The sequence below is a fragment of the Streptomyces sp. cg36 genome, from assembly GCF_041080675.1.
GTDB lineage: Bacteria > Actinomycetota > Actinomycetes > Streptomycetales > Streptomycetaceae > Streptomyces.
In genome coordinates this window covers 3,774,730-3,793,576 of sequence record NZ_CP163520.1, presented here as the reverse complement: position 1 = coordinate 3,793,576, position 18,847 = coordinate 3,774,730, and the positions used below count along the sequence as shown (strand labels likewise).

14 protein-coding genes and 4 tRNA genes are annotated in these 18,847 nt (G+C 72.1%); 11 read left to right on the top strand and 7 right to left on the bottom strand.

Going from position 1 to position 18,847, the window contains the following annotated elements; genetic code table 11:
- Positions 1 to 105 precede the first annotated feature (105 nt).
- The gene (locus AB5J87_RS16785; protein ID WP_369377528.1) at positions 106 to 1,209 is read right to left on the bottom strand and encodes a Leu/Phe/Val dehydrogenase; all 1,104 of its coding nucleotides are present in this window, start codon (positions 1,207 to 1,209) and stop codon (positions 106 to 108) included.
- 176 nt (positions 1,210 to 1,385) lie between these two features.
- Here AB5J87_RS16785 and AB5J87_RS16780 point away from each other — a divergent pair, with 176 nt between their 5' ends.
- Both AB5J87_RS16780 and bldC read left to right on the top strand, forming a co-directional pair.
- On the top strand, positions 1,386 to 2,228 hold the full coding sequence (locus tag AB5J87_RS16780) for a hypothetical protein (RefSeq protein WP_369377527.1): 843 nt from the start codon (positions 1,386 to 1,388) through the stop codon (positions 2,226 to 2,228).
- A gap of 539 nt (positions 2,229 to 2,767) precedes the next feature.
- On the top strand, positions 2,768 to 2,974 hold the full coding sequence (bldC, locus tag AB5J87_RS16775) for a developmental transcriptional regulator BldC (protein WP_003949541.1): 207 nt from the start codon (positions 2,768 to 2,770) through the stop codon (positions 2,972 to 2,974).
- A 349-nt stretch (positions 2,975 to 3,323) separates the two neighbouring features.
- Here bldC and AB5J87_RS16770 read toward each other — a convergent pair whose 3' ends face one another.
- The 3 genes from AB5J87_RS16770 to hrpA all read right to left on the bottom strand — a co-directional run bounded on the left by AB5J87_RS16770 (position 3,324) and on the right by hrpA (position 7,779).
- Positions 3,324 to 3,524 carry a DUF6274 family protein gene (locus AB5J87_RS16770; protein ID WP_369377526.1) on the bottom strand — a complete coding sequence of 67 codons (201 nt, stop codon included), beginning with the start codon at positions 3,522 to 3,524 and terminating at the stop codon, positions 3,324 to 3,326.
- A 158-nt stretch (positions 3,525 to 3,682) separates the two neighbouring features.
- A tRNA-Asp gene (locus AB5J87_RS16765) sits at positions 3,683 to 3,757 on the bottom strand.
- Positions 3,758 to 3,858: 101 nt separating this feature from the next.
- Positions 3,859 to 7,779, bottom strand: a complete 3,921-nt coding sequence (hrpA, locus tag AB5J87_RS16760) for an ATP-dependent RNA helicase HrpA (protein ID WP_369377525.1) — start codon at positions 7,777 to 7,779, stop codon at positions 3,859 to 3,861.
- A 301-nt stretch (positions 7,780 to 8,080) separates the two neighbouring features.
- On the opposite strand from hrpA, the gene AB5J87_RS16755 reads away from it, so the two are divergent.
- The 3 genes from AB5J87_RS16755 to AB5J87_RS16745 all read left to right on the top strand — a co-directional run bounded on the left by AB5J87_RS16755 (position 8,081) and on the right by AB5J87_RS16745 (position 10,270).
- The gene (locus AB5J87_RS16755) at positions 8,081 to 8,449 is read left to right on the top strand and encodes a hypothetical protein (RefSeq protein WP_369377524.1); all 369 of its coding nucleotides are present in this window, start codon (positions 8,081 to 8,083) and stop codon (positions 8,447 to 8,449) included.
- A gap of 88 nt (positions 8,450 to 8,537) precedes the next feature.
- The gene (locus AB5J87_RS16750) at positions 8,538 to 9,440 is read left to right on the top strand and encodes a DsbA family protein (protein ID WP_369377523.1); all 903 of its coding nucleotides are present in this window, start codon (positions 8,538 to 8,540) and stop codon (positions 9,438 to 9,440) included.
- Positions 9,437 to 10,270 carry a cytochrome c biogenesis CcdA family protein gene (locus tag AB5J87_RS16745; protein WP_369377521.1) on the top strand — a complete coding sequence of 278 codons (834 nt, stop codon included), beginning with the start codon at positions 9,437 to 9,439 and terminating at the stop codon, positions 10,268 to 10,270. Before AB5J87_RS16750 ends, AB5J87_RS16745 begins: the two co-directional genes overlap by 4 nt.
- 43 nt (positions 10,271 to 10,313) lie before the next feature.
- Here the strand turns inward: AB5J87_RS16745 and AB5J87_RS16740 are convergent.
- From AB5J87_RS16740 to AB5J87_RS16730, 3 genes are all read right to left on the bottom strand, one after another.
- A tRNA-Phe gene (locus AB5J87_RS16740) sits at positions 10,314 to 10,387 on the bottom strand.
- Between the two features lie 24 nt (positions 10,388 to 10,411).
- Positions 10,412 to 10,486, bottom strand: a tRNA-Asp gene (locus AB5J87_RS16735).
- A 39-nt stretch (positions 10,487 to 10,525) separates the two neighbouring features.
- A tRNA-Glu gene (locus AB5J87_RS16730) sits at positions 10,526 to 10,598 on the bottom strand.
- A 177-nt stretch (positions 10,599 to 10,775) separates the two neighbouring features.
- Here AB5J87_RS16730 and AB5J87_RS16725 point away from each other — a divergent pair.
- The 6 genes from AB5J87_RS16725 to AB5J87_RS16700 all read left to right on the top strand — a co-directional run bounded on the left by AB5J87_RS16725 (position 10,776) and on the right by AB5J87_RS16700 (position 18,516).
- The gene (locus tag AB5J87_RS16725; protein ID WP_180357222.1) at positions 10,776 to 11,126 is read left to right on the top strand and encodes a metallopeptidase family protein; all 351 of its coding nucleotides are present in this window, start codon (positions 10,776 to 10,778) and stop codon (positions 11,124 to 11,126) included.
- Positions 11,123 to 11,623 (top strand): CrcB family protein, encoded by a 501-nt coding sequence (locus AB5J87_RS16720; RefSeq protein ID WP_369377519.1) that lies wholly within the window; start codon positions 11,123 to 11,125, stop codon positions 11,621 to 11,623. The genes AB5J87_RS16725 and AB5J87_RS16720 overlap by 4 nt, the downstream gene beginning before the upstream one ends.
- Positions 11,620 to 11,982, top strand: coding sequence for a CrcB family protein (locus AB5J87_RS16715; RefSeq protein WP_369377518.1), 363 nt, complete (start codon positions 11,620 to 11,622; stop codon positions 11,980 to 11,982). Before AB5J87_RS16720 ends, AB5J87_RS16715 begins: the two co-directional genes overlap by 4 nt.
- A gap of 254 nt (positions 11,983 to 12,236) precedes the next feature.
- Complete coding sequence (locus tag AB5J87_RS16710) at positions 12,237 to 12,803, top strand: hypothetical protein (RefSeq protein WP_369377517.1); 567 nt, start codon at positions 12,237 to 12,239, stop codon at positions 12,801 to 12,803.
- A 233-nt stretch (positions 12,804 to 13,036) separates the two neighbouring features.
- Positions 13,037 to 15,271, top strand: a complete 2,235-nt coding sequence (locus AB5J87_RS16705; RefSeq protein ID WP_369377516.1) for a DEAD/DEAH box helicase — start codon at positions 13,037 to 13,039, stop codon at positions 15,269 to 15,271.
- 278 nt (positions 15,272 to 15,549) lie between these two features.
- Positions 15,550 to 18,516 carry an FG-GAP-like repeat-containing protein gene (locus AB5J87_RS16700; protein WP_369377514.1) on the top strand — a complete coding sequence of 989 codons (2,967 nt, stop codon included), beginning with the start codon at positions 15,550 to 15,552 and terminating at the stop codon, positions 18,514 to 18,516.
- The last annotated feature ends 331 nt before the right edge of the window (positions 18,517 to 18,847 follow it).

The following is an 18,847-nucleotide window of genomic DNA, read 5'->3' as shown; positions in this document are numbered from 1 at the left end:
CCCTTCCTCGCTGGTCAACCGCGATTTTAACCTCTTCTTGGCGTCCGACCCGCCGACCGGCGTGAGTCTTCTCTCGCCGGTCGGCGGATCGTGGCGTCAAGAGGGTCAGAGCGCGCGCGCCTCGGCGATGCGCTGCTCGGCGATCCGGTCGGCCGCGGCGGCCGGCGGAATCCCGTCTTCCTTCGCACGTGCGAATATGGCGAGCGTGGTGTCGAAGATCTTTGCGGCCTTCGCCTTGCAGCGGTCGAAGTCGAAGCCGTGGAGCTCGTCCGCCACCTGGATCACGCCACCGGCGTTGACCACGTAGTCGGGTGCGTAGAGGATCGCGCGGTCCGCGAGGTCCTTCTCCACGCCCGGGTGCGCCAGCTGGTTGTTGGCCGCGCCGCACACGATCTTGGCGGTGAGCACCGGGACGCTCTCGTCGTTCAGGGCGCCGCCGAGCGCACAGGGCGCGTAGACGTCCAGGCCCTCGATCCGGATCAGCGCGTCCGTGTCGGCGACCGCCGTCACCTTGCCCGGGTGCTTGTCGAGGATGCGCTGCACCGAGTCGGCGCGCACATCGGTGATGACGACCTCGGCGCCGTCCGCCACCAGGTGGTCCACCAGGTAGTGGCCGACCTTGCCGACGCCCGCGACGCCGACCTTGCGCCCGCGCAGCGACGGGTCGCCCCACAGGTGCTGGGCGCTGGCCCGCATGCCCTGGAAGACGCCGAACGCGGTGAGCACGGAGGAGTCGCCCGCGCCGCCGTTCTCGGGGGAGCGCCCGGTGGTCCACCGGCACTCGCGCGCCACCACGTCCATGTCCGCCACGTACGTGCCGACGTCGCACGCCGTCACGTAACGCCCGCCGAGCGAGGCCACCATCCGCCCGTAGGCGAGCAGGAGTTCCTCGGTCTTCACCGTCTCGGGGTCACCGATGATGACGGCCTTGCCGCCGCCGTGGTCGAGCCCGGCCATGGCGTTCTTGTAGGACATGCCGCGCGAGAGGTTGAGCGCGTCGGCGACGGCCTCCGCCTCGCTGGCGTAGGGGTAGAAGCGCGTACCGCCGAGGGCCGGGCCCAGGGCGGTGGAGTGGATGGCGATGACGGCCTTGAGGCCCGAGGCGCGGTCCTGGCACAGCACGACCTGTTCGTGTCCGCCCTGGTCCGACTGGAACAGGGTGTGCAGAACATCCGCTGAGCTGACGGCGTCGCCGGTCACATCGGTCACGGTGGTGACTCCCAAGTACGAAGCGGCGTTTGACGGCCCGCTTGTGGGTGGGGCGGGCCGCGTCGCGGCCCGCCCGGGGCCGCGCTGGGAGCAGAGTAAGTCCTACGCGTCCGTAGATCAGGTGCAGTGCCGAGGATCACCCTCCGGGGCTCCGCGCGCGTGGGACGATTCGACGCATGGCGGTGGTGTCCTCGGTGATCGTCCCGTACGCGTCCTATCTGCGGGTGTACGAGCCGCTGGCGGCCTTCCCCGAGCCCGAGCGCGCCCACTGGGCCCGCTACGCGGCGCGCGGGCGCACCCCGGGTGCCCAGGACGAACTCCGGCGCGCGCTGGCGGACCTGGTGCCGACCCCGCCGGTGGCGGTGCCGGTCCACGAGAGCGCCGACGCGTTCGTGGCCGAGGTCGACGGGGTCGTCTGCGTCTGTCCGTGGCGCACCCGGCTGCGCGGCTGGCAGGCGCTGGAGGAGTTGCCGGGGCAGTTCTCCGAGCCGGTGCTGGACGCGCTGCTGCCGCCGGTGGTGCGCCGGCAGGCGGCGGCGGACTACGAGCGGTGGCGCGAGGAGAACCCGGACGCCCGGCCGTGGATCCGCACGGCGGTCTGGCACGTCCCTGTGAGCTGGTTCACAGTGTTTTCGGACGAAGAGCGGGAGTATGTCCGGGCGGAGAGCGGGGCGCCGCCGGTGCTGCGCTACCGCACCCCGATGGTCCAGGCCCGGCGCAGGCTCGCGCGCTCGCTGCGCACCCTGCGCGACCACCTCGACGACGGCCCGCTGATCGAGGGGCTGGTGGAGGTGGGGCGCTGGCTGGAGGAGTTCCATCCGCGCTCGCTGGTGGAGCTGGACTACGGCGGCCTGGTGCACGCCCTGTCCGAGGCCCGGCTGGCGGAGGACCGCTCGGCGGCCGATGTGGCCGAGGGGATCGCCGCGTTGCGGGCCGGGGACGGCGCGGGGGCCGCGGAGGCGTACGGGCGCTTCACGGAGCGCTGGCGGGCCGTCAGGGACCGCAGGCTGGCGAACTGAGGGTCCGTCGGGTCCGGCGGGGTGACACCGGGCGTGCCCCGTTCGGGTGGGCGGCTTCGTACGAGCGGGTGGTGAGTCCTCCGGGGCGCCCGGCCGGGACGTAGGTCCTGATCCGGGCCTTTGCCCCAAGCGTGACGGAACGCACTTACTGGGCCCTTGCGTCGATCCCCCACCCTCGTGCCAAAATAGGACAAGGAGTCCGGGGAGGGCTCCATCCGTCCAACTAAGGGCGGAATGCTTGGTATTGCAGCTTATGGGGGGTCTGACGACTCCTGATCGCTCTGTGACTGATCGTCACTGTGGCGTGACTGTCCGCTATGGCATGGTCCATCGGCTTCCGTCGCTGATGAACACCTGGGAGGGCAATTCCATCGGTTTGGCCGACGTGGCTGGACAGATGGTGTAGTTGTAGTGCCGAGGACAAGCCGTTCGTCCTATAACCGACTCGGCTCGCGTCCGCCATTTCGGGCAACGCGGGTCAAGGTGCAGAATTTAGAGGAAAGAACCGAGAAGGTTCGGTTCTCCCGAGGAGGCCGCTCATGACCGCTCGCACCCCTGATGCCGAGCCGCTGCTGACCCCGGCTGAGGTTGCCACGATGTTCCGCGTGGACCCGAAGACGGTCACCCGCTGGGCGAAGGCGGGCAAGCTCACGTCCATCCGCACGCTGGGTGGGCACCGCCGGTACCGCGAAGCAGAGGTCCGTGCGCTGCTCGCGGGTATTCCGCAGCAGCGTAGCGAGGCCTGAACAACACCCCGATAACGGGCATTCCGGGGCCCCCACCCCGGTCGCCCACCCCTTGCTCCACTGACGCGAGGCCCGCCCCAACGGGCTCACCGTCATCGATCGCGCTGGACTCCGCCGGGTCCAGCGCGATCTTTTTATGCCCCGGTCCGGGGGGTCCGGAGGTGCTTTGCGGGGGAGGTCGGCAACCCCTGGGAGGGGGGTGCAATTGCACATATTAAATTGGGGGGTTGTAGGCGCGGCGTAAGTTCCCCCGTCCCCAAAACTTGTTCGGTGACTCCCGTCACACTCCCGCGAGCGCCCGTTCAGAAGAGCCTGCCACCGCGGGAGGGCGCCCCCCACCCGCCATTGGTCACCGGTCGACGGGACTTTCGTCCTCGGGCGGCCCTTCGGCCGGCAGGGCGAGGGGCTCGGGCTCGGAGGGGTCCATGGCGAGCCGCAGGAGGCGCGAGCAGATGGGGCAGTGCCTGGTGAGGTGCCGGTAGCCCGTCGCGGCCGACAGATGGGCGCGCAGGAGCGCCCGCGTCTCGTGCCTCGCGGACGACGCCGTCATGCGCCACCTCCCCGAGAGGGCCGACTGCCTCTTCTTGGGTACCGGTGGCAGTTGACGCCGTCAAGACGGCGTGCGGGCTGCTTCGCCGCGCCGTACCACCGGGCGGCGGCACACGAAGTGGGCCCCGATTCCGAGGAATCGGGGCCCACTCACTCATGCGGTCCTGACGGGATTTGAACCCGCGGCCTCCACCTTGACAGGGTGGCGAGCACTCCAAACTGCTCCACAGGACCTTGTTTCGCCGCCGCTTTCGCTTGGCTGCGAGACAGACTGTACAGCAGGTCAGAGGGTCCGGTCGAACTCACTCACAGCGATACGGACGTCACGGCCGCGCTCACGGCGCCGCCGCGTCGATGGCCTTCACGATCCGCTTGTCCGAGACCGGGTACGCCGTGCCCAGCGCGTGCGCGAAGTAGCTGACCCGCAGCTCCTCCAGCATCCAGCGGATGTCCAGGACCTCCTGCGGAACGGGCCGTCCCTGCGGCATCTGCTCCAGCAGCCACGCGTACTCGTCGCGCATCTCGTGGACCTTCTCCATGCGCGTGGTGTCGCGCTGCACGGAGGTCGGCATCTGCTGGAGGCGCCGGTCCGCGGCCACCAGATAGCGCATCAGGTCCGGCAGCCGGCGCAGCCCCGTCAGGGTCACGAAGCCGGCCGGCACCAGGGCCGCCAGCTGGTCCCGCACGTCCTGGAGGTTGTTGATCAGGACCAGGCTGCTGGTGGCCTTCAGCCGGCGCTCGCACGCCTGCCAGGCGGCCAGGATCTGCTGCACCTGGCCGACGGTCCGCACGGTCGTGTCGACGATGTCGGCGCGCACCTTGTCGTACAGCTTGCGGAAGGACTCCTCGTCCCACGCCGGGCCGCCGTGGTCGGCGATCAGCTTGTCGGCGGCGGCTGCCGCGCAGTCCTCGAAGAGCGCCTGCACCGAGCCGTGCGGATTGCGGGACAGGGCGAGCTTCTGCTGGTTGGTCAGCTTGTCCGAGGCGAACTTCGCCGGGTTCACCGGGATGTTCAGCATGATCAGCTTCCGGGTGCCGCGCCACATCGCCAGCTGCTGCTCGGCCTCGGTGTCGAAGAGCCGTACGGAGACGGTCTCCCCGGCGTCGACCAGAGCCGGGTACGCCTTCACCGGCTGTCCCGCGCGCTTGGTCTCGAAGACCTTCGTCAGGGTGCCGATCGTCCACTGGGTGAGGCCGGTGCGCTCGATGGAGACCCCGCCCGAGGGCGCCGCCGCCGCGGCGGCCTGGGAGAGCGCCTGGCGGGCCTTGGGGCGCAGCCGGAGCTTGAGCGCCTCCAGGTCCTTGTCCTCGGCCAGCTTGCGGCGCCGCTCGTCGACGATCCGGAACGTGATCTTGAGGTGGTCCGGGACGCGCGCCAGATCGAAGTCGTCGGCGGTGACGGGGACGCCCACCATCCGCTGGAGCTCGCGCGCCAGCGTGGCCGGCAGCGGCTCCTGGAGCGGCACCGCGCGCTCCAGGAACTTCGTCGCGAAGTTCGGCGCGGGCACGTAGTGGCGGCGGATCGGCTTGGGCAGCGAGCGGATGAGCTCGGTGACGACCTCCTCGCGCAGGCCCGGGATCTGCCAGTCGAAGCCCTCGTCGGTGACCTGGTTGAGCACCTGGAGCGGGACGTGGACGGTCACGCCGTCCGCGTCCGCGCCCGGCTCGAACTGGTAGGTCACCTTGAACTTCAGCCGCCCCTGGCGCCAGTTGTCGGGGTAGTCGTCCTTGGTGACGGCGAGCGCCGACTCCCGGATGAGCATCTCCCGCTCGAAGTCCAGGAACTCCGGCTCCTCGTGGCGCTTGTGCTTCCACCAGGAGTCGAAGTGGGCGCCGGACACCACGTGTTCGGGCACCCGCTGGTCGTAGAAGTCGAAGAGCGTCTCGTCGTCGACCAGGATGTCCCGGCGCCGCGCCCGGTGCTCCAGCTCCTCGACCTCGGTCAGCAGCTTGCGGTTGTCGGCGAAGAACTTGTGGTGGGTGCGCCAGTCGCCCTCGACCAGCGCGTTGCGGACGAACAGCTCGCGGGACGCCTCGGGGTCGATGCGGCCGTAGTTCACCTTGCGGTTGGCGACGATCGGCACGCCGTAGAGCGTGACCCTCTCGTACGCCATCACCGCGGCCTGGTCCTTCTCCCAGTGCGGCTCGCTGTAGGTGCGCTTGACCAGGTGCTGGGCGAGCGGCTCGATCCACTCGGGCTCGATCTTCGCGTTGACCCGCGCCCACAGCCGGGAGGTCTCCACCAGCTCGGCGGACATCAGGACCTTGGGCTGCTTCTTGAAGAGCGCCGAGCCCGGGAAGACCGCGAACTTGGCGCCGCGGGCGCCCAGGTACTCGTTCTTGTCGGTGTCCTTGAGCCCGATGTGCGAGAGCAGGCCGGCCAGCAGGGAGGTGTGGACGGACTGCTCCGGGGCGTCGTCCTCGTTGAGGTGGATGCCCATGGTCTTGGCGACCGTGCGCAGCTGCGAGTAGATGTCCTGCCACTCGCGGATGCGCAGGAAGTTCAGGTACTCCTGCTTGCACATCCGGCGGAAGCTGGAGGAGCCGCGCTCCTTCTGCTGCTCGCGCACATAGCGCCACAGGTTGAGGAAGGCGAGGAAGTCGCTGGTCTCGTCCTTGAAGCGGGCGTGCTGCTGGTCGGCCTGCGTCTGCTTGTCGGAGGGCCGCTCGCGCGGGTCCTGGATGGAGAGCGCGGCGGCGATGACCATGACCTCGCGGACGCAGCCGTTCTTGTCGGCCTCGACCACCATCCGGGCCAGCCGGGGGTCGACGGGCAGCTGGGAGAGCTTGCGGCCCATCTGCGTCAGCCGCTTCTTGGGGTCCTTCTCCGCCGGGTCCAGCGCGCCCAGCTCCTGGAGCAGCTGTACGCCGTCGCGGATGTTGCGGTGGTCCGGCGGGTCGATGAAGGGGAACTTCTCGATGTCGCCGAGCCCGGCCGCGGTCATCTGGAGGATGACGGACGCCAGGTTGGTGCGGAGGATCTCCGCGTCGGTGAACTCCGGCCGGGAGAGGAAGTCGTCCTCCGAGTACAGCCGGATGCAGATGCCGTCGCTGGTCCGGCCGCAGCGGCCCTTGCGCTGGTTGGCGCTGGCCTGCGAGACGGCCTCGATGGGCAGGCGCTGCACCTTGGTGCGGTGGCTGTAGCGGGAGATGCGGGCGGTGCCCGGGTCGATCACGTACTTGATGCCCGGCACGGTCAGCGACGTCTCGGCCACATTGGTGGCCAGAACGATCCTGCGGCCCGTGTGCTGCTGGAAGACGCGGTGCTGCTCGGCGTGGCTCAGCCGGGCGTACAGCGGCAGCACCTCGGTGAACCGGAGGTTCTTCTTGTTGAGCGCGTCCGCCGTGTCGCGGATCTCGCGCTCGCCGGAGAGGAAGACCAGGATGTCGCCCGCGCCCTCGGACTGGAGCTCGTCGACGGCGTCGCAGATCGCGGTGATCTGGTCCCGGTCGGCGTCCTCGGAGTCCTCCTCCAGGAGCGGCCGGTAGCGCACCTCGACCGGGTACGTACGCCCGCTGACCTCGACGATCGGGGCGTCCCCGAAGTGGCGCGAGAAGCGCTCGGGGTCGATGGTCGCCGAGGTGATCACGACCTTGAGGTCGGGGCGCTTCGGCAGCAGCTGGGCCAGGTAGCCCAGCAGGAAGTCGATGTTCAGGGACCGCTCGTGGGCCTCGTCGATGATGATCGTGTCGTAGGCGCGCAGCTCGCGGTCGGTCTGGATCTCCGCGAGCAGGATGCCGTCCGTCATCAGCTTCACGAAGGTCGCGTCCTGGTCGACCTGGTCGGTGAACCGGACCTTCCAGCCGACCGCCTCGCCGAGCGGCGTCCGCAGCTCGTCCGCGATGCGGTCCGCGACCGTGCGGGCCGCGATCCGGCGGGGCTGGGTGTGCCCGATCATGCCGCGCACGCCCCGGCCCAGCTCCATGCAGATCTTGGGGATCTGGGTGGTCTTGCCGGAGCCGGTCTCGCCCGCGACGATCACGACCTGGTGGTCCCGTATCGCCTCAAGGATCTCGTCCTTCTTCTGGCTGACCGGGAGCTGTTCCGGGTACGTGACCTCGGGCATGCGGGAGGCCCGCCGGGCGACGCGCTCGGCGGACCTGGTGGCCTCGGCGGCGATCTCGTCGAGCACGGCCTGCCGGGACTCGGGCTTCTTGATGCGGCGGGCGCCTTCGAGGCGGCGGCCGAGCCGGTGGGCGTCGCGCAGCGAGATCTCGGCCAGCAGGGTCTGGAGATCGGCGAAGGAAGTAGACATACCTGATCCAGGATCTCACCCGCCGAGCGCCAGTGGCGAACCCATTTTCCTGACCCCCACCCTCACCCCGCGAACCCCCGAAGAGCCACGGGCGAGAGGCTCGCCAGGGACGCGGGCCACGGTCCGCGGACGGGGGCGGGTTGTCAGGGGCGCGGGGAACGGCGCGAGTAGCGAGCACGGTCCGCGGACGGGGGTGGGTTGTCAGGGGCGCGGGGAACGGCGCGAGCAACCGGCCACGGTCCGCGGACGAACCGGGGGTCCGGGGGCCGAGCCCCCGGGAAAACCGCCTACCATTTCGGGCATGCCCCGCACACCAGCCCCGCACCGCCCCCTCACGGCCGTGCTGCTCCTGGTGCTCGGGGTGGTGACGGTGCTGCTGAGCGGCCCGTCCCCGGCGGTGGCGTCCGCCCCGCACGGCCCGGTGGCCGCCGCCGTGTCCGCCGTCCACGACGGATCGCCCGGCTGCAAGCAGCGCGAGAAGCCGGACAAGGGCGCCGATCCGGCCGCCCCCGTACGGGCCCGCGGCGCCCACGACCAGGCCCCGGCCCTGACCGCGCGGCCCGTCCCGCCCGCCTCCGCCGCACAGGACGCCGACCACCGCACCCCACCGGTCCGCGGCCCCACCCGCGCCGCCCCCACCCCCGTAGAACTCTCCGTGCTGAGGGTCTAGGCGGCCGGTCACAGCGACCGGCCGTCCTTTTCCCCTCCCCTTTTTCCGTGCGCCCGCGCGCACGGCAGTACGTACACGGAGACCCCGTATGTCCCAGTCCAAGGGCACCCCCGCGCCCAAGTCCCAGGCCAAGCCGAAGCCCCAGGACAAGGCCAAGTCGAAGTCGAAGTCCAAGGCCAGGCCGAAGAAGCCGTTCCTGATCGGTGCGGCGGTCGTCGCCGCGGCGGCCGTCCTCGGCGTCGCCTCGTACCAGGCGACCTCGCCCGGCGGCGGGAAGTCCGGCGCCGCCGAGGCCGGTGCCTCCGTCGAGCCGCCCGAGGGGACCTTCCCCGAGCTGGAGAAGCTGGCCCGCCGCGACGGCAAGGACGCGCTGGCCCAGGGCCGCCCGGACGCCCCCGTGGTGATGATCGAGTACGCCGACTTCAAGTGCTCGTACTGCGGCAAGTTCGCCCGGGACACCGAGCCCGCGCTGGTGAAGAAGTACGTGGACGCGGGCACCCTGCGCATCGAGTGGCGCAACATGCCGATCTTCGGCTCGGAGTCGGAGGCGGCGGCGCGCGCGGCCTGGGCGGCCGGGCAGCAGGGCCGGTTCTGGCAGTTCCACACCGCGGCCTACGCCGCCGGCTCCAAGGAGAAGGGCTTCGGCGCGGACCGGCTGCGGGCCCTGGCGGGCCAGGCGGGCGTCCCCGACCTGGACCGGTTCGCCCGGGACGCGGAGAGCGACGCGGCGAAGGCCGCGGTGAAGAAGGACCAGGACGAGGCGTACGGGCTCGGCGCGAGCTCCACGCCCTCCTTCGTGATCAACGGACGTCCGCTGGCGGGCGCCCAGCCGGTGGACACCTTCTCGCAGGCCATCGACGAGGCCGCGAAGTACGCCGCCGCGCGCGCCGCGGCCAAGCCCGCGGGCTTGGCCGCGGGCTTGGCCGCCGCGCGCGCCGCGGCCAAGCCCGCGGCCCCCGGCGCCGCCGATCCGAAGGCGACCGGAAAGTGACCCCCGACATCGGCTATCTGGCCGCGTTCCTCGGTGGTCTGCTCGCCCTGCTGAGCCCGTGCAGCGCGCTGCTCCTGCCCGCCTTCTTCGCGTACTCGATCGACTCCACGTCCCGGCTGCTCGCCCGCACCGGCATCTTCTACGCCGGTCTGGCCACCACCCTGGTGCCGCTGGGCGCGGCCGGGTCGTACGCCGGACGGCTCTTCTACGGCCACCGCGATCAGCTGGTGCTCTTCGGCGGCTGGCTGATCATCGCGCTCGGCGCGGCCCAGATCCTCGGCATGGGCTTCGCCAGCCGCCGGATGACCCAGCTGTCGGGCCGCATCCGCCCCACGACGGCCGCCTCGGTGTACGCGCTGGGCGCGGTCTACGGCCTCGCGGGCTTCTGCGCGGGCCCGATCCTCGGCAGTGTCCTCACGGTGGCGGCGGTCAGCGGCAGCCCGGCCTACGGCGGACTGCTGCTCGCGGTCTACGCCCTGGGCATGGCGGCCCCCCTGTTCCTGCTGGCCCTGCTCTGGGAGCGGCTGAACCTGGGGCGGCGCCGCTGGCTGCGCGGCCGGGTGGTGCGCCTCGGCCGCTTCGAGCTGCACACCACCTCGCTGCTCTCGGGCCTGTTCTTCATCGCCCTGGGCGCGCTGTTCCTGGCGTACGACGGCGCGACGGCCCTGCCCGGGCTGCTCAGCGTGGACGACTCGTACGAGGCCGAGCGCTGGGCCCGGTCCGTCGGCGACGCCGTGCCGGACTGGGCGCTGCTGCTCGGTGTGGTCGCGGTGGCCGCGCTGCTGCTCGGCGTGCGCGGCTGGCGCGGGCGGGAGCAGGAGCGGGAGTGAGCACGAGGAAGGGCCCCGTCCGCTGGACGGGGCCCTTCTCTTGTGGCTGGGGCCGGGGTCGAACCGGCGACCTATCGCTTTTCAGGCGATCGCTCGTACCAACTGAGCTACCCAGCCACGGTGTTTCACGTGAAACACCAGCGGTCCTGACGGGATTTGAACCCGCGGCCTCCACCTTGACAGGGTGGCGAGCACTCCAAACTGCTCCACAGGACCAAGCAATGTGCGAGCACTAGTCTCGCACACGGTGATGCGTGCCCCCAACGGGATTCGAACCCGTGCTACCGCCTTGAAAGGGCGGCGTCCTGGGCCACTAGACGATGAGGGCTAAGGGCCCACCTGGGCGCTTCGCAGCGCGTCGGGGACGTGAGAAGCATATGGGATGGAAGGAGCTATCGCCAAAACGGTTTCCCGGGGGCCGCCGGGGCCGTCCCACGGGCCCGCCCGGGGCCGCGTCGCACGACCGCCCGGGGCGCCCCCGCGCCCCATGCGTGACAATGGCCGCGTGCTGGAGATGACGCGCGAGGAGTTCGAGGAACTGGTCGCCGAGGCGCTCGACCGGATCCCGCCGGAGCTGACCCGGCTGATGGACAACGTCGCCGTGTTCGTCGAGGACGAGCCCGCCGCCGACGACCCCGAGCTGCTCGGGCTCTACGAGGGGACTCCGCTCACCGACCGGGGCGAGTGGTACGCCGGGGTGCTCCCGGACCGGATCACCATCTACCGGGGCCCCACCCTGCGGATGTGCGAGTCGCGCGAGGACGTGGTCGCCGAGACCGAGGTGACGGTGGTGCACGAGATCGCCCACCACTTCGGCATCGACGACGAGCGGCTGCACGCGCTGGGGTACGGATGAGCGCTCCCGAACGCCCGGAGGCCATCGACCCGGACGTCGATCTCCATGTGGCCGCCCAGCGCGCCGAGACCGCGGGCCCGGAGAAGTGGGCGGTCCTCGCGGCCATCTCGGCGGGCGGCGCGGCGGGAGCGAGCGCCCGCTACGCCCTGGCGCTCGCCTGGCCGACGCCGGGCGGCGGCTTCCCCTGGGCGACCCTGCTGATCAATGTGGTGGGCTGCGCGCTCATCGGCGTCCTGATGCCGCTGATCAGCGAGGGCGGCAGAAGCGCGCACCCGCTGGCGCGGCCGTTCCTCGGCGTCGGCGTGCTCGGCGGGTTCACCACCTTCTCCACGTACGCGGTGGAGGTCGGCAAGCTGCTCGCCCGGCAGCGGCCCGGACTCGCCATGGGGTACGCCGCCGCCACCCTCCTCGGGGCGCTCGGCGCGGTGTGGCTGGCGGCCTCGGCGACCCGGTGGGCGCTGGCGGCGCGGGCCGGGGAACGGGCGGGGGCCCGGTGACCTGGCTGCTCGTCATGGTCGGCGCCGCCGTGGGCGCGCCCCTGCGGTATCTGACGGACCGTGCGGTGCAGGTCCGGCACGACTCGGTGTTCCCCTGGGGAACGTTCGTGGTCAACGCGGTCGCCAGTCTCGTCCTGGGCGTGCTCACCGGCGCCGCCGCCTCCTCGCAGACGTACGCGCTCCTCGGCACCGGTCTGTGCGGGGCGCTCAGCACGTACTCCACGTTCTCCTACGAGACGCTCCGACTGGCCGAGCGCGGCTGGAAGTTCCTCGCCGCGGCCAACGCGGCGGCCTCGGTGCTGGTGTGCCTCGGCGCGGTCTTCCTCGGGGCCGGCCTCGGCGGCGGCACGCTGGGCTAGGGGCTAGGGGCTAGGGGCTAGGGGCTAGGGGCTAGGGGCTAGGGGCCAGGAGGGGCCAGGGACCGTCCGGCGGGACCGGTCGCCGTCGCACCGGCCGCGCCGCGCGGTGCGGGCCGCCGTCGAACGGGCGGGCGGACGCGGGGACCACCCGTCGGAATCCCGTTCGTACGCCCGGGGCCCCGGGCGTGTCCCCGGCGGGGAAAAGGGAGTTGGGCACGACGACCCTGCCCCGCCCCCCGTCCCGGAGGCCGCCCGTGCGCCAGTTGTCCGCCCCCGTCCGATTGGCCGTGACCGCGCTGGTCGTCGCCGCGTCGGCGGGCTGCATGAGTGTGAGCGACGACGGGAAGGCCCCGAAGCCGTCGGTCTCCGCCGGGCACCGCGGGACGGCGGCCGAGTCGGAGGGCGTCGCCGCGGTGTCGGCCGGTCCGGGCCGGGGCAAGCCCGGCAAGCACGGCGAGAAGCCGTCCGGCACCGCCGCCGCCACCCCGAGCCCCAGCGGCTCGGCGTCCGGGGCGGGCCCCGCCTCGCCCGGCGGCCGTCCCCGGCCGCAGAACCCGGCGCCCGGCTCGGTGGCCGGAGGCGTGGGCGGCCCCTCGGCGCCCCCGCAGCAGCCGTCCGCGCCGCCCGCCTCCCCGACCCCGCCCGCGCCCCCGACGAGCCAGGCGCCGCCGGATCCGCCCGCCAGCCCGAAGCCCACGGGCGACAGCTCGCCGTCCGCCTCACCGGCCGCCGACACCCGCACCACGGCCCTGCGGGAGATCGGTCCGGGCGCCGCGACGAGGACCGAGCCGGTGGCATCACCGCAGGTGGGACCGGTTTAGCCGGAGTTCTGGCGGTCCGGTGTGAGCTGGATCGCACCGGAACGGTTTGCGCTCCTGTGGGGGGAGTGCGTATGGTGGTAGATCGTTTGATCCCATTGCCCGGCGCCGACACAGAAGAGCGCCGTGTGGCGCGTACTCTCCCTAGCCGTGGCTGACCGCATCGAGGCGGTCGAATTGCGAATTCACGGAGTTGACGGGCGCGTGCCGAGACTCCGGAAGGTTTCGCATTTCGCATGTCCATTTCCAGCACTGATCACACCGTCATGCCCGAGAACGACGAGATTGTCGTCGTCGACGAGGCTGTCGAGACCGTGAACGACGAGAACACCGAGAACGCCGAGCTCACCGACCTGGCCGCCGACGCGGTCGAGGCCGACGCCGAGCCCGCCGAGCCCACCGTCACCTTCGCGGACCTCGGTCTGCCCGAGGGCGTCGTGCGCAAGCTCGCCCAGAACGGTGTGACCACCCCCTTCCCGATCCAGGCCGCGACCATCCCGGACGCCCTGGCCGGCAAGGACATTCTCGGCCGTGGCCGCACCGGCTCCGGCAAGACCCTCTCCTTCGGTCTGCCGACCCTGGCGCAGCTCGCCGGCGGCCACACCGAGAAGAAGAAGCCCCGCGCGGTCATCCTGACCCCGACCCGTGAGCTCGCGATGCAGGTCGCGGACGCCCTCCAGCCGTACGGCGACGTGCTCGGCCTGAAGATCAAGGTCGTCTGCGGCGGTACGTCGATGGGCAACCAGATCTACGCCCTGGAGCGCGGCGTCGACATCCTCGTCGCCACCCCGGGCCGGCTGCGCGACATCATCAACCGGGGCGCCTGCTCCCTGGAGAACACCCAGATCGCCGTCCTCGACGAGGCCGACCAGATGTCCGACCTGGGCTTCCTGCCCGAGGTCACCGAGCTGCTCGACCAGGTCCCGGCCGGCGGCCAGCGCATGCTCTTCTCCGCCACCATGGAGAACGAGATCGGCACGCTCGTCAAGCGCTACCTGGTCGACCCGGTCAGCCACGAGGTCGACAGCGCCCAGGGCAACGTCACCACGATGACCCACCACGTCCTCGTGGTGAAGCCGAAGGACAAGGCGCCGGTCACGGCCGCCATCGCCGCCCGCAAGGGCCGCACGATCATCTTCGTCCGCACCCAGCTGGGCGCCGACCGCATCGCCGAGCAGCTCGTCGAGGCGGGAGTGAAGGCCGACGCGCTGCACGGCGGCATGACGCAGGGCGCCCGCACCCGGGTCCTCGCGGACTTCAAGGACGGTTACGTCAACGCGCTGGTCGCCACCGACGTCGCCGCCCGAGGCATCCACGTCGACGGCATCGACCTGGTCCTGAACGTGGACCCGGCCGGTGACCACAAGGACTACCTGCACCGCTCCGGCCGCACCGCCCGCGCCGGCCGCTCCGGCGTCGTGGTCTCCCTGGCCCTGCCGCACCAGCGCCGCCAGATCTTCCGGCTGATGGAGGACGCGGGCGTCGACGCCTCGCGCCACATCGTCGGCGGTGCCGGCGCCTTCGACCCGGAGGTCGCCGAGATCACCGGCGCCCGTTCGCTGACCGAGGTCCAGGCGGACTCCGCGAACAACGCCGCCAAGCAGGCCGAGCGCGAGGTCGCCGAGCTCACCAAGCAGCTGGAGCGTCTGACGCGCCGCGCCGGCGAGCTCCGCGAGGAGGCCGACCGCCTGGTCGCCCGCTCCGCCCGTGAGCGCGGTGAGGACCCGGAGGCCGCCGTCGCCGAGGTCGCCGAGGCCGCCGAGGCCGAGGTCGCCGCCGCCGTCGTGGCCGCCGAGCCGGTCGCGCAGGAGCGTCCCGCGTACGAGCGCCGTGACGACCGTGGCAACTTCGCGCGCCGCGACGACCGTGGTGACCGCGACAACCGTGGTGGCGGCTTCCGCCGTGACGACCGTCGTGACGACAACCGCGGTGGTGGCTTCCGTCGTGACGACCGTCCGTCGGGCGGCTTCAACCGCGACCGCGGTGACCGTGGCTTCGAGCGTCGTGACGACAACCGTGGCGGTGGCTTCCGTCGTGACGACCGTCCGTCGGGCGGCTTCAACCGCGACCGTGGCGACCGTGGCTTCGAGCGTCGTGACGACAACCGTGGTGGCGGCTTCCGCCGTGACGACCGTCGTGACGACAACCGCGGTGGTGGCTTCCGCCGCGATGACCGTCCGTCGGGCGGCTTCAACCGCGACCGCGGTGACCGTGGCTTCGAGCGTCGTGACGACAACCGCGGTGGCGGCTTCAACCGCGACCGTGGCGACCGTCCCTCCGGCGGCTTCCGCTCCGGTGGCGGCGACCGTCCGTTCAACCGTGACCGCAACGACCGCCCCTCGGGCGGCTTCCGCTCCGGCGGCAGCGGCGACCGCCCGTACGGCCGTCGTGACGACCACCGTGGCGCCGGTTCGAACAGCGGCTCCTTCGGCCGCCGTGACGACAAGCCGCGCTGGAAGCGCAACGGCTGACACCCGCTGACGGCTGACGCCCGGCGAGGCGTCCAGTAAGGCGAGCGAAGGGCCCGTACGGCACCCACCGGGTGCGGTACGGGCCCTTCCGTCGTTGCCGGGCCCGGGTCTTTTTGCCGGACACTTAATATTCGTTGAATCAAATGTGACTCCTGTTAAGGTCAAACCACTCGTATGGGGGGATTCGGAGGAGCCGGGGGGCTTCCCGAGCATCGAGACCGCGCGGCACACCGCGCGCCGTGCACTCCCATGCCCTGAACGGTTTCGGGAGCAACAACTTGAGACGTCACACACTCGTGCGGAGTGCGGTCGCCGCCGTCACGGCGCTCGGCATCGCGGCCTCGGTCGCACCGCTCGCCGCCGCCCCGGCCTTCGCGGCCGACGCCCCGGCGGAACTGACAATTCCGGCCGAGCGCACGCCCGACTACAACGCCACCGTGCTCAACGGCGCGGGCGAGACGGGCTACCTCTCCGGCTGGACCAAGCCCGGCTTCAACTGGACCTCGTACGCCGACGGCACCACCCGCCCCGTCACGATGCCCAGCGGCCGGGACACGGCCTGGGGCACCGGCACCGACCTCCTGGTCCTCACCGGCGACGACGCGACGACGGTCGTCCAGCGGAACATGAAGGACGGCTCGGACCGCACCCTCGCGCTGCCCGCCGGCCAGCACTTCGCCGGGACCTTCGGCGACGCGGTGCTGACCGAGGGCGCGTCCGGCATGCGGCTGCTCCTCTGGGAGGACGGCAAGGTCCAGGAGCGGACCGTCACCGCCGCCGGTGAGGCGCACTCGCTCTACTCGGGCAACAAGGACGGCATCTTCGTCCAGCAGAACATCTCCGGCATGCACCTGATCAGCTGGCTCGGCCGGGACGGCGTCGCCCGCTCCACGCATCTGACGGCCGAGCAGTTCGACAACGGCAAGATCGAGGTCGGCGGCCCCCGCGCGGTCCAGTGGACCAAGGACGGCAAGGCCACGGTCTGGAACACCAGCGACTTCTGGGCGGCCACCGACCACCTGACGATCCCCGGGTACGAGGGCTCCCAGCTGCTCGGCGCGGTCGGGGACAGCGTCCTGGTGGCGCGCCGCGTCTCCACCGGCGGCCAGGAGCGCTACTCCTCGCTCGACTACCGCGTGGTCGCGGTGCCGCTCAAGGGCGGGCCCGAGCGCGTCGTCCTGGAGAAGGCGACCGCGATGGCCGAGTTCAAGTCCGACGGGACCATGCTGATCGGCGCGGTCGTCGACGGCCACCAGGGCGTGTACGCGGTCGGCTCCGCGCTCGACGTCACCAAGGTGCGCGAGTCGCCCGCGCAGCCGGTGTCGCCCCTCGGCATCTCGCTGGCGCAGGGCCGCCTCACCACGGTGGACCGGGTGCCGGGCGCGGACGCCCCCGAGGCGCGGCTGCGCTCGCTCGACCTCTCGGTCTCCGGCCCGCTGACGGCCGGTGCCCGCACCGACCGGGGCGCCGACGCCAAGGACTTCCCGGCCGACGCGGCCCCGGACGTCCAGTCCACCGGCGACGGGCGGCTGGTCTACCGGCTGGCCGACGGCACGGTGAAGCTCCTCGCCGAGGGTGCCGCGCTGCCCGCGCGCACGCTCGGCGTGAAGGCGGACGTGCTGCGCGTCTCCGGCCGCTACCTCGCCACCCGCTACCAGTCCGAGCGGGTCCAGGTCACCGACCTCGACACCGGCGCGGTGATCTACACGGGCGTCGGCACGGCGGCGTTCGCGCTCTCGGGCAGCACGCTGTGGATCGGCGGGGAGCCGGGCGAGGCCCTGGCGGTCGACGTCCGTACGGGCAGGGCGACCGACGGGCGGGCCATGGCGCCCTGCCTGATCACCTCCCTCCAGGCGCGGGGCGGCGACGTGTTCTGGGAGTGCGGCCCGGAGAAGTCCGGGGTGTACGACACGGCCGCCAAGAAGAACGTCGACCTGCCCGCCCATGACAGCGCGCTCCTCGGCGACAGCCAGGTGGCCTGGCTGAAGGACGGCGAGCTGAGCGTCACGGACCTGCGCGGCGGGACCGGTACGCACAAGGTGGGCAAGCCCGCCTCGGCCGTGCCCGGCCGGGGCTGGACCGTGGACCGCTTCGGCGGCGCGGTGGCGTACGTGGACGCGCGGGGCGACACCCGGGTGGCGCCGTCCGGCGTCACGAGCGACTCCGTGGGCCTGCTGGACACGGACGCCCCGGCGAGCGTGGACGCCAAGTCGGCGGCGCGCACGATCCGTTGGTGGACGTCCAAGCCGCTGGTCTCCTGGGACCTGGAGCTGGTCGACCTGGCCACCCGCAACACGGTCCGCAACGCCACCGGCGGCGAGACGCGCGGCCCGGTGCGCCTGGACTGGGACGGCAAGAACGCCTCCGGCAAGGCGCTGGCGAGCGGCAAGTACGCCTGGAAGGTGACGGCGGTCCCCGCCGACGGCGGCCCCGACCAGACGTTCACCACCCCCTTCGAGGTGAAGGCCCCGGCCCCGGCCGCGCGTGACTACGTGGGCACCGACGGCCTGGGCGACCTGCTGGCCGTCACTCCGGGCGGAGTCGCCGACTTCCGCGCGGGAGCGGGCGGCAAGGTCGACGCGAAGGTCTCGGGCAGCGGCTGGACGGGCGCCGACACGATCTCGGCGGCGGTCCCGTTCGACGACGTGGACGGCGACGGCACCAACGACGTCCTGGTCCGCCTGACGAGCGGCGAGCTCCGCGCGTACAAGCCGGCGGGCAAGGCGCTGACGCCCTCGACCCCGTACGCGAGGATCGGCTCGGGCTGGAACGCCTTCGACGCGCTGACCTCGCCGGGCGACCTGACCGGCGACGGCCGCTCCGACCTGGTCGCGCGCGAGGCGTCCAGCGGTGACCTCTACCTCTACGAGGCCAATGGCGCGGGCAACTTCAAGGCCCGCGTGAAGATCGGCACCGGCTGGAAGAACTACCTGCTGGCATCGGGCGCGGGCGACCTGAACGGCGACGGCACCACGGACCTGCTGGCCCGTGACGCGTCCGGCACGCTGTGGCTCTACCCCGGCTCGGGCAACGGCACCCTGGCCACCCGGGTCAAGGTCGGCGGCGGCTGGCAGGTCTTCGACGCGCTGGTCGGCGCGGGCGACCTGAACGGCGACGGAAAGCCGGACCTGCTGGCCCGCGGCACGGACGGCGTCCTGTGGTCCTACCCGGGCGACGGGAAGGGCAACTTCGGCGGCCGGGTGAGGGTCGGCGGGGGCTGGCAGATGTACAAGTACCTGTTCTAGCCGACGGGGGCCGACCCGGGGTCGGTCCGCTTCTGGGCCCGGGTCGTCTCCGGGCTCGGGCCTTCGCCGGATCCGGGCCGCCCCTGGTCCGGGCCGCCCCTGGTCCGGGCCGCCCCTGGTCCGGGCCGCCCCTGGGTCCGGGCCGTTTCCGGGTCCGGGTCCGGGTCCGGGCCGTTCCGAAGGTCCGGGTCCGGGCCTTCGCCGGGCCCGGCCCGGCCCGTCTCCGCGCCCGGCCCGGCCCGTCTCCGCGCCCGGCCCGGCCCGTCTCCGGGGCCACTTTTGGCCAAGGATGGCGCATGTCGTGCCCCCCGCGAGGGAATCGCTGGGGGCA